The organism is Bradyrhizobium sp. BRP19 (genome assembly GCF_020194195.1).
GTDB classification, from domain to species: Bacteria; Pseudomonadota; Alphaproteobacteria; order Rhizobiales; family Xanthobacteraceae; genus Bradyrhizobium; species Bradyrhizobium yuanmingense.
Map to the genome: position 1 here is coordinate 1 of NZ_JADYVZ010000027.1, position 13353 is coordinate 13353.

Annotated in this window: 10 protein-coding genes; 8 read left to right on the forward strand and 2 right to left on the reverse strand. The window is 57.8% G+C overall.

Annotation, left to right across the window (positions count from 1 at the left end; translation table 11 throughout):
- Positions 1-238, reverse strand: a 238-nt coding sequence (locus I6F36_RS35920) for a hypothetical protein (protein ID WP_225173090.1), incomplete at its 3' end; no start/stop codon positions are given.
- A gap of 378 nt (positions 239-616) precedes the next feature.
- Here I6F36_RS35920 and I6F36_RS35925 point away from each other — a divergent pair.
- The 7 genes from I6F36_RS35925 (at position 617) to I6F36_RS35955 (ending at position 9624) form a co-directional block, all read left to right on the forward strand.
- The gene (locus I6F36_RS35925; RefSeq protein WP_225145460.1) at positions 617-1762 is read left to right on the forward strand and encodes a PLP-dependent aminotransferase family protein; all 1146 of its coding nucleotides are present in this window, start codon (positions 617-619) and stop codon (positions 1760-1762) included.
- Positions 1762-3246 carry an alkaline phosphatase family protein gene (locus I6F36_RS35930; RefSeq protein WP_225173091.1) on the forward strand — a complete coding sequence of 495 codons (1485 nt, stop codon included), beginning with the start codon at positions 1762-1764 and terminating at the stop codon, positions 3244-3246. The genes I6F36_RS35925 and I6F36_RS35930 overlap by 1 nt, the downstream gene beginning before the upstream one ends.
- Positions 3247-4152: 906 nt before the next feature.
- On the forward strand, positions 4153-5331 hold the full coding sequence (locus I6F36_RS35935; protein WP_225145462.1) for an ABC transporter ATP-binding protein: 1179 nt from the start codon (positions 4153-4155) through the stop codon (positions 5329-5331).
- The gene (locus I6F36_RS35940; RefSeq protein WP_225145463.1) at positions 5328-6302 is read left to right on the forward strand and encodes a carbohydrate ABC transporter permease; all 975 of its coding nucleotides are present in this window, start codon (positions 5328-5330) and stop codon (positions 6300-6302) included. Before I6F36_RS35935 ends, I6F36_RS35940 begins: the two co-directional genes overlap by 4 nt.
- On the forward strand, positions 6299-7150 hold the full coding sequence (locus I6F36_RS35945) for a carbohydrate ABC transporter permease (RefSeq protein ID WP_225145464.1): 852 nt from the start codon (positions 6299-6301) through the stop codon (positions 7148-7150). The genes I6F36_RS35940 and I6F36_RS35945 overlap by 4 nt, the downstream gene beginning before the upstream one ends.
- A gap of 164 nt (positions 7151-7314) precedes the next feature.
- Positions 7315-8532 carry an extracellular solute-binding protein gene (locus I6F36_RS35950; protein ID WP_225145465.1) on the forward strand — a complete coding sequence of 406 codons (1218 nt, stop codon included), beginning with the start codon at positions 7315-7317 and terminating at the stop codon, positions 8530-8532.
- 30 nt (positions 8533-8562) lie between these two features.
- Positions 8563-9624, forward strand: a complete 1062-nt coding sequence (locus I6F36_RS35955; RefSeq protein WP_225145466.1) for a hypothetical protein — start codon at positions 8563-8565, stop codon at positions 9622-9624.
- 434 nt (positions 9625-10058) lie between these two features.
- Here the strand turns inward: I6F36_RS35955 and I6F36_RS35960 are convergent, their stop codons facing one another.
- A complete protein-coding gene (locus I6F36_RS35960) occupies positions 10059-10883 on the reverse strand; it encodes a class I SAM-dependent methyltransferase (protein ID WP_225145467.1) in 825 nt (274 codons plus the stop codon).
- 803 nt (positions 10884-11686) lie between these two features.
- On the opposite strand from I6F36_RS35960, the gene I6F36_RS35965 reads away from it, so the two are divergent.
- Positions 11687-12808, forward strand: a complete 1122-nt coding sequence (locus I6F36_RS35965; protein ID WP_225145468.1) for a PLP-dependent aminotransferase family protein — start codon at positions 11687-11689, stop codon at positions 12806-12808.
- Positions 12809-13353: the final 545 nt, after the last annotated feature.

The window sequence follows — 13353 nt, forward strand, 5'->3', positions numbered from 1 at the left end:
CGCCATGAAGCTTGCCCAGCGGCGCATCCCGCACGCCCATATCCTCGCATGGTCGTCTTGGCGTAGGGCCCATCAGGCCAACGCGCGCAAAGCCCATCTCAGGAAAAAATTGCAACTGTAATGCTAGATTCGTAGGCAGCAGCTGTTCGACTGCGCGGCTCGTATGTCTCTTCAGTCGGCAAGCTCGGATCGCGATGTTGATCTCACGGGCCATCGGGCTGTCGACTGCGATGCTCATCCTGCCCCGACCCGGGCCGGCATCCGCTTTTGTTGCCGCACGTTGCGGGCCAGGCATTCATGTCTTTGGACGCCGCGCAAGTGTGAGCCCAGCGCGCTTACGCCAAGAAGTGCTGGCAAGGCCGTGGGCCGCAAATGCGAGTCCTCCATTGAGGGGCGCGCGCCGGATCGTGATGTTCGAGGCTCTCATTAACTCCACGCAGGGCCATAAACCTGCGGGCGAGCGCATCTGCAAATCCTGCATCGTGACGCAGGAAGATGGTGACGGGCTTTACTGTTCCCCGGCGATCGTTCCCAGCGATTTCTGATGCACTACATGGCCCGACACCCTTGAGCCTCGTATCACGAAACATCCAATCACCAACGACGGAACCAGCACATGTCTAGAGATCATCAGGCCCGAACGGCGCCTATTAGCCTTGAACGGTCAACTCCACCGGCTTGTGCGAACCTGAAAGAGACAGTCAGAGAGAGCCTTCGTGCACTCAGTGATTCAACGGAGATCCAAAAAGGCGTGAGACAACATCGGTTTTCCGGAACAGAGGTGGACAAAGGTCATGCCGCCAAGTGGCTGGCATTGCGCTTTGAGCGGGCTGTCGATCCGCAACGGATCATCCTCACCAATGGGGCCCAGAGCGCGATGGTTCTTGCCCTCGCATCAGTCGCTGCGCCGGGCGACACCATCTTAACGGAGGAGCTCACCTATTACGGTTTTCGCAAGCATGCGCATCTTCAGGGCATCCGAACCGAAACAATAGCGATGGATAACGATGGCGCCGAACCCGAGTCGTTCGAGACAGCATGCCGCATGTTTGCGCCAAAAGCACTTTTTCTGATGCCGACTATCCACAACCCGACAACGATCGTCATGTCGCTCCAGCGGCGGCAACGAATCGTTCAAATCGCGAGGCAATATGGAGTGAGCATCATCGAAGATGATGTGTATGGAGTGCTCGCGGAGAGCGTTCCAGCTCCCTTTGGCGCATTGGCGCCCGAGATGACATGGCATATCACAAGTTTTGCCAAATGCGTCGGCCCTGGTGTTCGGGTTGGCTATCTCGTTGCGCCTCATGGCAAGGCGGCGCAAACAACGCTTGACCGCTTCTATGGCATGTCGACCTGGTTTGCCGCCCCTTTCTCTGTCGAACTGGTGAACTTCTGGCTCGCCCGTGGTTCAATGGAAGAGATCGTAGCCGGCGTCAGAGAAGAGGCGGCCGCCAGACAGAGGATTGCCACGCAATGGCTCAGTGGCATCTCATTTCGCACCCGGCCGGATGCGCTTTTCCTTTGGGTCGATCTTGGCGAGATCATTGATCAGGACGAGCTGGTTGCCCAATGCGCTTCAAGACATATCACTATCCGTCCTGGGCGGATTTTTGCAACTGATCCGAAGTTGCCTCTAAATCACGTCCGTCTTGTCATCGGCAGCCCTGAGAGCCGCGATGAGTTGGAGGCGGCTATGGCTGTGGTGGGAGGTGTTCTCCAAGAGGCTCGAAATCTAGGGGCTATGGCGGGCGTTCGCTGATGTCTCGCGATCACCGTTTTATTATCGCGAGCTTTGATGGTTTGCGCCCCGACCTCATTAGCCCGCAATTGACCCCTCATCTTTGGCGTATGAAGGCGGCTGGGGTGACGCTTGCGAAGCATCGCACCATTTATCCGAGCGAAACCCGATCCGCTTTCCCGAGCCTTGTCACCGGCGCCACGGCCGACCGCCATGGCATGGTCGGTAACAAATATCTCGATCGAGCCGTGACCCCGCCGCGCTATATCGACACGTCCGATGCGGTTCTGCTACGCCGGCTCGATGTCGAGAGCTGTGGCCGGCTTTATTCGGCGCCATCGCTCGGCGAGATCTTGGCGGCGAAGGGGCGCAGCCTCGCTGTCCTCGCCACCAATACAGCGGGTACCACCAGGCTGTTCCACCACAAGGCGGAGGATTTCGGGCAAATCCGTCTGTCCGGTCATTTTCGCGAGGCCTGTACGCCACACGATGTGCTCACCGAGATCGAAAGGCGTTTCGGCCCATTGCCTCCAGCTCCACCGAAAACGGAGCCCGATCGCACTGGACAGGATTGGATTACATCCGCCTTTCTCGACGTCGTTTGGCCGAAATATCGTCCCGACGTGACGATCCTTTCCTATGGTGAGCCGGACGTCACCTCGCATTTTCACGGCACCGGTGCCGAGGCGACGCGCTCCATCATCGCTCATTGCGACCACCAGTTCGGTCGCGTGCTCGACTGGTGGCAGGCCGAGGGAAAGCAGGCTGGGGTTCAGATCTTCGCGGTCTCGGACCACGGCCATATCACCGGCCATACGCGGGTCTCAGTCACCAATAGTCTGCGTGCGGCAGGGTTCAACCCCGGTACGGCGCCGTCTGCCGATGTTGACGTGGTGGTGGTGCCTGGCCAAGTTGGTGCTCTCTATCTTGCCAATCCAGAGGAGGCAAACGTCGCGCGGCTGGTTACGGCCATGACATCCGAGCCGTGGTGCGGTCCGCTGTTCACGCGTGCGAAAGACGACGTCAACGGCATCGCCGCCGGGAGCCTCTCAAATCGCCTGATTTTTGCGGATCATCCCCGCGCCCCGGACGTCACGTTTTCCTTCCGTGCCGACGATACCATCGACCCGTTCGGCCTCCTAGGCGGCACCTTCTATGACAACGACCGCCGGGCGGGTCTCGGCGTTCACGGCGGTCTCCATCCGAAGGAGCTCGCAGCAGTCGGCCTCGTCGCAGGATCAGCGTTCCCGAATGCCGGATGCGCATCTTTCGTTGCGTCAGGTATTTGCGACATCGCACCGACAATTCTGGATGTGCTTGGCATTGAAGCACCCCAGACGATGAGCGGACGGGTGCTCCATGAACTGCTCCGGCCGTTCGAGGCCTTCGAGAGTCCTGTACGCGAGGAAAGCTTCGAGACGCGCCTTGGAGGCTATAGACAGTTGCTCCGGCGCGAGCATGTCGGCCACGCCTGTTACATTGCCGGCGGTTGGAATTCCTATTGAAGTGCGAGGCCCAACGGTTTAACGCCAAGCGCCCATCGCGGATCATGTGCATCTGTCAGATCATGTCGCTCATTTGTTGAGAAAAGATCGATGCGATCAACACGAACAAGTCCGCGATGGTGTCGGCCTTTGAGGTGCCAAGGCGCCGGCCTCGGGACTTCAATCGAGTTCAGCGTATCCGTCTCATTGCCGCAACGCGCGATGTCTTGGATTCGCGGGTCTTGTCAGATTCGTGCTGTGTGGGCGGTGGGAGCTCGTCTGGTTTGCAATCCGCCGTCGACAGCCGGATCGGCCGTAGCACCATCAGTCCAGGCCAGCAGTGTTGTGGCGCCGATGCAGACCGGTTGATCACAATCAATGTTCGAAGGAACAAAAAGCGCGTACCAAAATATAAGTTGGCAATCGGTCGGGTATGCCGACGCCGAGCAGGCATCGAGGGTATGGACATCAATGGATCCTGCCCACTCGGATAATACCTGAAGGTCCGAAGTGCGCTTAGACGTGGACCGTGAGCGCTCCGCAGGGGCAGCGCGCCGCTTGCGTTTGGTTGCGCGGACGCTCGCAATATGCGGTCAGTTCGTTGTTGTTGCCGCGCCTCGGGCGTATTTGGCCGAGTCCAATTCTAGCATCGCGAGCTATGCCCTGACGAGCATGTCACGCCTTGCTCAATTGCGGTCGCACCAAGGCCCGCAGCGCTTCACGCGTTGCTTCTTAGACACATTCTCTTAACCGAGCATCGGACGTCATCGCATTCGGGCAAGCTTACATCGAATTATTCGATGGTCGTCATCCGGCTGTAGCAGTCCGATCTTTTAACGTCTCACACAACGGCGGACACGCCCAAACGGGATTAAGCGATCTCAGTGCCGTGCTCAGCAACACGTTCATGATGTGGGAGTAACGGCGATGGCATCGGTATCGATTGATAGGATCGTGAAGAACTATGGCCCGATGCCTGTCTTGCGTGATGTCTCACTCTCGATAGCAGATGGTGAGTTCCTGACGCTGCTCGGACCTTCCGGGTGTGGCAAGTCAACGCTCTTACGCGTGCTGGCAGGGCTCGAGATGCAGGACGCCGGGTCGATTCTAATTGGTGGACGGGTGGTCGATGGCCTCAGGCCGAAGCGGCGGGATGTGGCGATGGTGTTCCAGTCTTACGCCCTCTATCCGCATATGACGGTCGCCGCCAACATTGCGCTGCCGCTCCGGATGCGGCGGCTCACGGCCGTCCAGAGGCTTCCCCTTGTCGGCCGTCTGGTTCCAGGAAGGGCGCGGATCGCTGCCGAAATCGAGATGGAAGTCACCCGCACCGCCAAGTCCCTCGATATCTGCCATCTATTGAGCCGCAAACCGGGACAGCTCTCCGGCGGCCAACGCCAGCGCGTGGCAGTCGGCCGGGCGATGGTTCGCCATCCGGCTGTCTTTCTAATGGACGAGCCTCTGTCCAACCTGGACAGCAAGCTGCGCGTGCAGATGCGCGCGGAGATCAAGGAGCTGCACCAGCGGCTCGGGGGAACCTTCGTCTACGTCACCCATGATCAGGCCGAGGCCATGACGCTGTCGGACCGCGTCGCGGTGATGCTCGATGGCGAGTTGCTGCAGGTCGCTCCGCCGCAGGACATTTATGGCGATCCTAGCGATCGGCGCGTCGCAGAATTCATCGGCTCGCCCAAGATCAACATACTCGAGGGCGTGATGCGCGAACGCGGGCTCATCGACGTGGCCGGATCGACTCTCAAGATCGATGCCGCTGCACTCCCCGGTATGCATCTGAGCCTCGGAATCCGCCCGGAGGCTCTTCATCTCGCCGACCAGGGCGGTCAGGGCACGCTGACTGGTTCGGTTCGCATGATCGAGCATATGGGCTCCGATCTGTTCGTCCGTCTCGATCTAGCAGGCCCCAACCAGCCGCTGGTCGCCAGACTTCCGGCCGAATACGGGCCTCGTATCACCCCCGGCCAGACTTTGCACGTCGGTATCAGGCCGGAGCGGGTGCTTCTCTTTACCCCCGATGGACGGCGTTTGCGCGGGCAAGTCGAACTTAGCCGGTCATCGGTTACGCCGCTTCGCGAGGCCGCTCGATGAGGGGGCTTCGTGCGATCTCCGGCGCCCGCCACGAACTCTCCTCAAGACGTGGTGCGTCGATGTTTCGATGTCCCGCCGCGTCCAAGGCGTCCGGACGAGGTCTTCGCGAAGCCCTGGCGGCTTGGATTTTGGCCGGGCCGTCACTCTTCTTTCTGCTCATGCTTTACTGCCTGCCCGTGATCGGCGTTTTCGTTATCGCATTCACCGACTGGCAGTTCGGCGCGGCGACGCTCTCCTTCGTCGGCCTCGACAACTTCCGCGAGGTCATTGCAGACGAGGGCTTTAGGTCCTCACTTCGCAACACAGCCATCTACTTGCTGGTCGTCGTTCCGGGCACTGTCAGCCTCGGACTTTTGATCGCTCTCCTGATCGAAGGCTGCAAGTCCTGCCGCTCCTTCTACCGCGCCGTTCACTTTCTGCCCTTTATGGCGACGATGTCTGCCATGGCGATTGCCTGGGAAGCGCTGCTGCATCCGACCATCGGCCTTGTCAATCAGACATTGTCTGCGATCGGCATGCCGGCCGCCAACTGGCTGCGCGACGAGCACACTGTTCTGCCGGCGCTCGCCGCAATAGGCATATGGCAGAATCTGGGCTTCGCGATGGTGCTGTTCCTCGCGGGTCTCAAGAGCATCCCTCAGGACATCTACAGTGCAGCCGACGTCGACGGTGCTGACCTGTGGCTGGACCGCCTGCGTACCGTCACGCTGCCAATGCTCGGCCCGGTCTCGATGTTCGTTGTCATCGTTGTGGCGCTGAGAGCGTTCGCTTCGTTCGACACAGTAAAAGTGCTTACCCAGGGCGGCCCCGGCCACGCCTCCGAAATGCTGCTCTACTCGCTCTACCGAGAGAGTTTCGAGTATCTGCGCACCGGATATGGCGCGGCAATCGCTGTCGTCTTTCTGGCCATCGTCGTGACCCTCACCCTCGTTCAGGCCCACCTCATGGATCGGAAAGTGCACTACCAATGAGCACCAGAGCGCTTCGCGCTTGCCTGTTGTTGTCTCCCGCTGCGCTCTTCCGGCATGCCGTTCTGCTCGCCACCGGTGCGCTCATCCTCGTGCCTTTCGTCTGGATGGTGTCGCTGTCAATCAAGCCACCTGGAGAGATCTTCCAGACGAGCTTTTCCTTCTGGCCCGTCCAGTTCTATGGCGTCGAGAACTATACAAAGGCAGCGACTCAGGTGCCGTTGCCACGCTATCTCGGCAACGGCGTCATGATCTGCGCATTGATCCTGGCGCTACAGATCCTTATCTGTGCGCCGTGCGCCTACGCACTCGCCAAACTAAGCTTTGCCGGTCGTGATACTCTCTTCGGCTTGGTGCTGATCGGGCTCCTCCTGCCGCATCAGGTACTTTCGCTGCCGCTCTTCATTCTCGGTTATCAGCTCGGCATCCTCAATACCTACGCGGCGCTCGTCTTTCCCTATGTGGTCTCGCCCTTCGGCATCTTCCTATTCCGGCAGTTCTTTAAGACCATTCCAGACGACGTCGTTCACGCCGCGCGGCTCGATGGTCTCTCCGAAATTGCAATCGTGTGGAAAATCATGGTACCAATGGCATTGCCCGCCGTGATCGCGTTCGCAATTTTCTCGATCGTCTCGCATTGGAACGATCTGTTCTGGCCGCTGATCGCGGTGCACGATCAATCGCTGATGCCGCCGCCGCTCGGAATCATGGTCTTCAAGAGCGAGGAGGCGGGCACCGACTACGGCCCGCTCATGGCCGCAGCAACCCTTGTCGTTCTGCCTCTCATCGTCGCATTCCTGGCCGCACAGCGTTGGTTCGTCGAAGGCTTGGCGGAAGGGGCGATCAAGTAACGGTAAAAACCTCGCTGAAGTCGCCGAACACCGCCTCAAAACGTAGCGTGCGACCGCAGGATCCGCTGCGGCGAGAAATACAGAATATTCCCCAAAACGGAGAAAGCCAGATGCGGCCCTGTTTGAAAATAGTTGTCGTCGCTACTGCTCTTGTCGGAGCCATCATGAGTCCGGCGAGCGCAGAGGACGGCAGAACGTTAAGGGTAACTGCAGCGTCCTCTGACCTTAACGCGATGTGGGTCGAACTCGCGAGAACTTTCGAGAAGGAACATCCCGGAGTCAAAGTCGAGCTGGACAATTCGACCAGAGGTTATGACGATCTCGTTCAGGCAACTCTGCGCGCATCGCTCACAGGTTCGTTGCCGGACGTGTCATTCCAGGGCGCCAATCGTCTGCGGATTTACACGGATCGAAACCTTGCCGTTCCGCTCGGCCAATTCCTGAATACGGACACGAGTGACAACCGAAAAGCACTTTCTCCTGCGGTTGCAAAAATTGGAGCATCCAAGGGGGATAGCTATGCGCTAGGCTTCGGCATCGCCGAGCCTGTCGTCTTCTACAATCTCGACCTCCTCGCCAAAGGTGGCGGCGATCCTTCTCATCTCCCGACGACATGGGACGAGATCATCAGACTTGGTTCGAGTATCACGAAGCTGGGCGAAGGGAATGTCGGACTTATTTTTCAATACGATAGTGAGGACTTTTTCTGGGACGCACTGCTCTTTAGTCAAAATGCGACGATGATGAATTCTGATGAAAGCAAGATAGCTTTTGATGGCCCGGAAGGCCTGCAGGCTTTGGAAATTATAAAACGGATCGGAGAATCGGGACAAGCTTCAGTTGATATGTCGAAAGACCAGGCTCGGTCTCTGTTTGCCGCCGGAAAGGTCGGCATAATCTTCGACTCAAATTCAAATCAGCGGCGCTTCGAAGAGGATAGCAAGGATAAATTCAGGCTTGCGGTCGGCAGGTTTCCGCTGATGGCACCGAACGGGACGCTTCCCGCAGCCGGATCGATCGCAATGATGTTTGCGACCAAACCCGAGCAACAGAAGCTCGCCTGGGAGTTCATGAAGTTTGCGAGCGGTCCAGCCGGACAGAAAATTGTAGCGCTCAAATCCGGATGGCTGCCGGCGAACGACTTCGCTACCCGCGATTCAACAGAGCTCTCCGGCCACTTTGCAAAGAATGCCAACTATAAGGCGAGCCTCGATCAGCTACCAATTCTTCGCGGCTGGTACGCTTTTCCAGGAGAGAACGCGGCAAAAGTCACCAAGGTCATCGTGGACGGTATGCGCTCTGTCATCACACTCCAGAAGCCGCCTGAAGGGGCACTCCAAGCAATGGCGTCGCAGGCGCGAAAGCTTCTCGGCCTTAAATGAGTGTTTGAGGCTAGCTAGCGAGCAGTAGCGATGGTCAATGCAGGCCTTTATCCAGATGAAAGATATGGGATGGCTTGCGCCATCCCATATATAGAATGGAGCCGTCCGGGGAGAAAAGAGTGCGCCTTGGTGCTTTTCTTGACCGGCGGTGGTCATCTGGGGCGGATTTCTTATGGTTATCCTGACGGCGATCCCAGGGATTTTCTCGCCTATTGGCTAACGTCGATGGGGTACAATTTAGTTGTGCCATCACCTCCGATCGAACACCCTGTGTTCAACTCTCCTGTTTCTGAATTGGATGTCACAACCTGGTCAGAAGTCTTGATCGATCTGGTGGCGGCGAAGCTGCATGCATGGAAGCTAAAGCCGCGTGTCCTGGTCGTTGGCTGGAGTATGGCCGGTAGATTTATTTCACGTCTGGTCGCGACGGCTTCCAGCAGAAACATCGCCATAGAGGCATTCGTAAGCCTTGCGGCAACGCCTCCGCTTCCAGGCCTCTCGCCGGTGAATCTTAGGGAAACACCCCTGTCCGCGCATGGCTTTCGATCCTTCCTTGCTCCATCCGAGGGAGAGTTCACGCCGCTCAACCGGTCCTGGCTGGCTTCTCTATCGGAACAGGATCGCCTAGAGGGGAGATCAATTATTCCTTCTGAGGTGTACTTTAGAGAGTTCGTTGGTAGCTCGCCGTTGAATCTGCATGGTGAAGCTCTCCGCTGGCGCAATGGGCGGATGCAACATTCGCTGTCGGATGCGGCGAAAGATGTGCTGGCTATGGAATTTCAAGGTGCTCCGCTGTGCGCAGCCATCATTCCGACTGCATCGAGTGATAGGCACCATCTGTTAACGGATCAGGCCAACTGGTCATTCTTCAATGCCCACGTGATCGCGGCTCGCGCCGCGTCATTTGCTCCCAGTGCTCTAAACAAGGTCCGGTCACTTGTCGAGTCGCTGCCGAAGCGCTTGTCGCGAGAGGCCGTTGGCGGGCACTTCTTCTTTGTTGGCGCGAAGGGAGCCCGCGCCGCAGCGCAGGCAATTCTTGCACTTCATGCCGAGACGCTCGCTGTCGAGGTGGAACTGAAATGCTGCTCGTAAAGATCAGTTTGAGCGTAGCCCGCGCGTTGGAATTCGCGTCAATGTTCGAGCGGAAGCGGCGGGGGAGCGTTCTCTCAATCTCGATTCGCAGTTGCTGCTGTCGATGCAAACCATCGAGTAGCGAGCACGGTTTTGCGTCGGCGAACTTTCAAGTGGGTTAACGCTGACGTCTATAAGCGGTGTTTGTCAATCTGCATTCATTTGCCGCAATGATGGAACGAAGGCGCTTGCTGGCATTCAGAATGAGGGACTACAGCGAGGTACGAAAATCGAAAGAAGGGATCCCTTTGCTTGGTGGCAACGATGGCTTCTGTGATGGCAGCGATCGGGGGTGATTGAGCGACAAAACGAGAGCAGCCAGCATCGGCAAAGCGCGGCTTCAAGCGATCCGCTGCAATTTCCCGATTTCTGAGGCTGCTGGTATGCGCATAAGATCACTGAGCAACGGGTAGCGCGATTGTCACCTCTGCTGACCAAGGAAATTCCACCGTTCCATCCATTGCAGCATATCGCTCAAAGAGCAGGCGGTGCCACCTCATCGTATCTTCCAGGCCGTTGATCTCAATAATCTTCTTGGTGTCGCTACGGGATAAACTCAGGCCCTCGAACTGCTCCCATGTTAAAAAGTCGTCCCAATAGAGCGCAAAATGGCGGACCTTGCGAAACAGAGGCGATGATTTGAGTTCATGCACGAAATTGACGGGTGCGTAGCGTCCGTCGCTGTCCTCAAAGCCGCCGATCACAAAGCCACGAATGTAACGCTCGTGGTAACGCTCGTAATCTCGAAGCATCTCGCTTCTATCCAGATCCCGTCGGATCATGAGCACCGCGATAAGCCCTGATGGGGTGAGGACCCGGTTTGCCTCCGTGTAGAACTTGGGTCGATCAAACCACGTCGCCGCGCTCGCTGCTGTCACAAGAGAAATGGTACCGCTCTCAGCTGGAAGCCGTTCCGCCCTGCCTGGCATATGCTTGATATTCAAGATGCCGGCAGATCCGCAGATGGCATTCCGACGCATATCGGCGTTCGGCTCGAGGCCCGTAATGCTAGCAGAAGGGGGTAACAGGCTCGCCAGTTGCCTTGTAAAAAGTCCTGTACCACTTCCGACGTCAAGCACAGAGAGAGCACAAAGTCCCGCAGGCATCACGCGCTCGGCAATGAAACTCACTAGTTCATCCGGATAATGCGGCCGATAGCTGTCATACGCATCAGCAAGCCCAGTGTAGGCAGAGTGCGCATCTACCGATTGACTTGGCATCGTTCACTCCGATCGCTTGTTGCGGAACGAGGAAACCCCGCTTGGATAGGCGCCCCGCAGATCCTGCGAGCACGTCCCTAGGCGCCGTTTAGAACGGCTACGGTACTTGGATGTGCGAGCCCGATCCGGTTGTCTCGGGTCTCGGGGTGTGAATTCATCGCTCGCCGAAGCCGGACGGCTGTTAGAAACCGCGTTCTACGGAGAGTTGCTTGTTCTCGCCGGGGGCGACACATGAAGAGCGTCCTCGTTTTATCACAAGCGCATCGCGCGACAGCAGAGTTGCGTCGAATGCGGAAGGGGCAATTTGTCTCTTCCAGAGCCACAGCTTTCGTCGTCTCAATCGTTCACCTACTCTGATTTTTATCAACTACCGACATTGGTAGTTGATTGGATCGGGAGCTGCTTCATTTATGGCGAGTTTCGACCAAGCGCGCCAGCGAAGTGCCGCTCACGTTCGGCCGGCAACCCTGTCGATCAAATCATCTTGGTGGATCAACGCTGTCTTTGCAGTGGTTCGCACCTGGTTGAGAGAGGCCGGCGGCCGCGGTGCTCTTGAGGAGACGAGAACAAATTGATCTTGGTGTTGCTGAGCAGCGTGGCTGGGGACCGAGAGCGGGCCAGAGGAGGCCACAAATCACTTCGGTGGGTCATGAAGGTCTCTTCGACCATACTCGCCTTCGCGAGATCGTGTGATGTCGCTCCTCGGCGACTCGCGGCCACCCGGGCGCGAACGTGGATGCCTCTGAAACTGGCAGGCTTAGCGTTGTCTCATTGCACTGCTTACGTCAACTGGAACCGGCAAAATGAATATCCCTGGCACTCGTGGACATGAACAGCCAATCAGCCTCATAAGAACCACTCCGCCGACCCCAGAATGGATGGGAGCGGCGTTGTCGAGAACGCTGCTTGAGATATCTGAACGAGGAGATGTCGCGACATTGTTGAGATATCATCGTTTTCGAGGAACTGATTCTGATCGTCAAGCTGGAGCGGCTTGGCTAGCGAAGCGCTTCGGGGCTGCGCCGTCGATCGACCGCATCATCGTCACGAATGGTACTCAGAGTGCCCTCCTAATCACATTGGTCAACGTGGTTGGAAGCGGCAATGTGCTGCTGACAGAGAGCTTGAGCTATTACGGGTTGCGGCGGATTGCCAGCTTCTTGAACATTTCCGTCAAGGGCATCGCGATGGATGACGACGGGGCGACGCCAGAGGCGTTCGAGGATGCGTGCAGAAATCTCAGTCCCAAAGCGTTGTTCCTTACGCCGACACTCCATAACCCAACCACAATCACGATGTCGCATGAACGACGGCTCGCGCTCGCCAATGTGGCGAGGCGATATGGCGTCGTGATTATTGAGGACGATGTTTACGGGCTGCTTCCACCGGAAGCTCCGCCCCCGATCAGCGCGTCGGCCCCTGACGTCACCTGGTACGCTGCAGGCCTCGCTAAGTGTATTGGCCCTGGTTTGAAGATTGCCTATCTGTTGATGCCCTCCGCTCAGGCGGCCACAAGCGCGTTTGATCGCTTTCAGACGACCTCGACGTGGCATGTCACACCCCTGTCCGCTTTGGTCGCTCAAAGCTGGATTGCCAATGGCACGGCTGAGAAAGCGCTGCTCGCTGTACGCAACGAGGCGATCGCGCGACAGGAATTGGCCGCGAGGTTGTTCATTCATGCAACCTACCTGGCCAAACCGGAATCACTACACATGTGGTTGACGCTTCCGCGCAGATGGACCCAGCGGAGCTTTGTCGCGGCCGCAGCCGAGGCCGGTGTCTTGGTTCGGTCCGGAAGCATGTTCGCGGTCGATGAAGACAGTTCCCCTGAGGCCATTCGCATCGTCCTAGGTAGCCCCGAAACGCGTGCCAGCCTTGGAGAAGCCTTGACAGCGCTCAGGCCTCTTGTGCACGAGAATATATAGCCTTCCGATCATCGGAGACTGTTGCGGAGATCGGCACATCCAGGATCGCTCTCGCAAACGATGAGCAGGAAAGCTCTGCGCCCTAAAAATGCGCCACTTAGCGCAGGGCTCGGCTCGATTCAACAGATGCTGGGAGAAGGCGATGATGTAGAATGCCTGCCCGATTGAACGAAAGCCCATGCCGTGCTCATCCAGGATAGACGAAACGGCCCGGTTCAGGGGGCCCGCTGGCGCGCGAACCCTAGCGGATGGCCTGAGCCGTGCCTGGTCTTCGATTTGTCGACTATCATCGACCTTGGCCCATCGCTCGACAAATGAAGTGCTTCTGTCACCTCGATCAATCGCCCGAAAGACGTTCTTTCGGCGATATTCGGTGTGTTTAATCCATCCGGACCTGTTCAGTAATGTGGATGTTGACTGGGAGTGTCTCCTCTGAAGGGACCCCATCTGTGTGAACCAATGGACGAGGAATTCGGAGCGCCTCCTCAGAGGGCTTGGCCGACTCTGAGTTGAGACCATTCACAGTCTGGCGGCCGCCCTCCGCC

What these genes read in the sequence shown, in the direction of transcription:
- I6F36_RS35925 (WP_225145460.1), top strand. Translation starts at nt 617, where the DNA reads ATGTCTAGAGATCATCAGGCCCGAACGGCGCCTATTAGCCTTGAACGG.
- I6F36_RS35930 (WP_225173091.1), top strand. Translation starts at nt 1,762, where the DNA reads ATGTCTCGCGATCACCGTTTTATTATCGCGAGCTTTGATGGTTTGCGC.
- I6F36_RS35935 (WP_225145462.1), top strand. Translation starts at nt 4,153, where the DNA reads ATGGCATCGGTATCGATTGATAGGATCGTGAAGAACTATGGCCCGATG.
- I6F36_RS35940 (WP_225145463.1), top strand. Translation starts at nt 5,328, where the DNA reads ATGAGGGGGCTTCGTGCGATCTCCGGCGCCCGCCACGAACTCTCCTCA.
- I6F36_RS35945 (WP_225145464.1), top strand. Translation starts at nt 6,299, where the DNA reads ATGAGCACCAGAGCGCTTCGCGCTTGCCTGTTGTTGTCTCCCGCTGCG.
- I6F36_RS35950 (WP_225145465.1), top strand. Translation starts at nt 7,315, where the DNA reads ATGAGTCCGGCGAGCGCAGAGGACGGCAGAACGTTAAGGGTAACTGCA.
- I6F36_RS35955 (WP_225145466.1), top strand. Translation starts at nt 8,563, where the DNA reads ATGGTCAATGCAGGCCTTTATCCAGATGAAAGATATGGGATGGCTTGC.
- I6F36_RS35960 (WP_225145467.1), bottom strand. Translation starts at nt 10,883, where the DNA reads ATGCCAAGTCAATCGGTAGATGCGCACTCTGCCTACACTGGGCTTGCT.
- I6F36_RS35965 (WP_225145468.1), top strand. Translation starts at nt 11,687, where the DNA reads ATGAATATCCCTGGCACTCGTGGACATGAACAGCCAATCAGCCTCATA.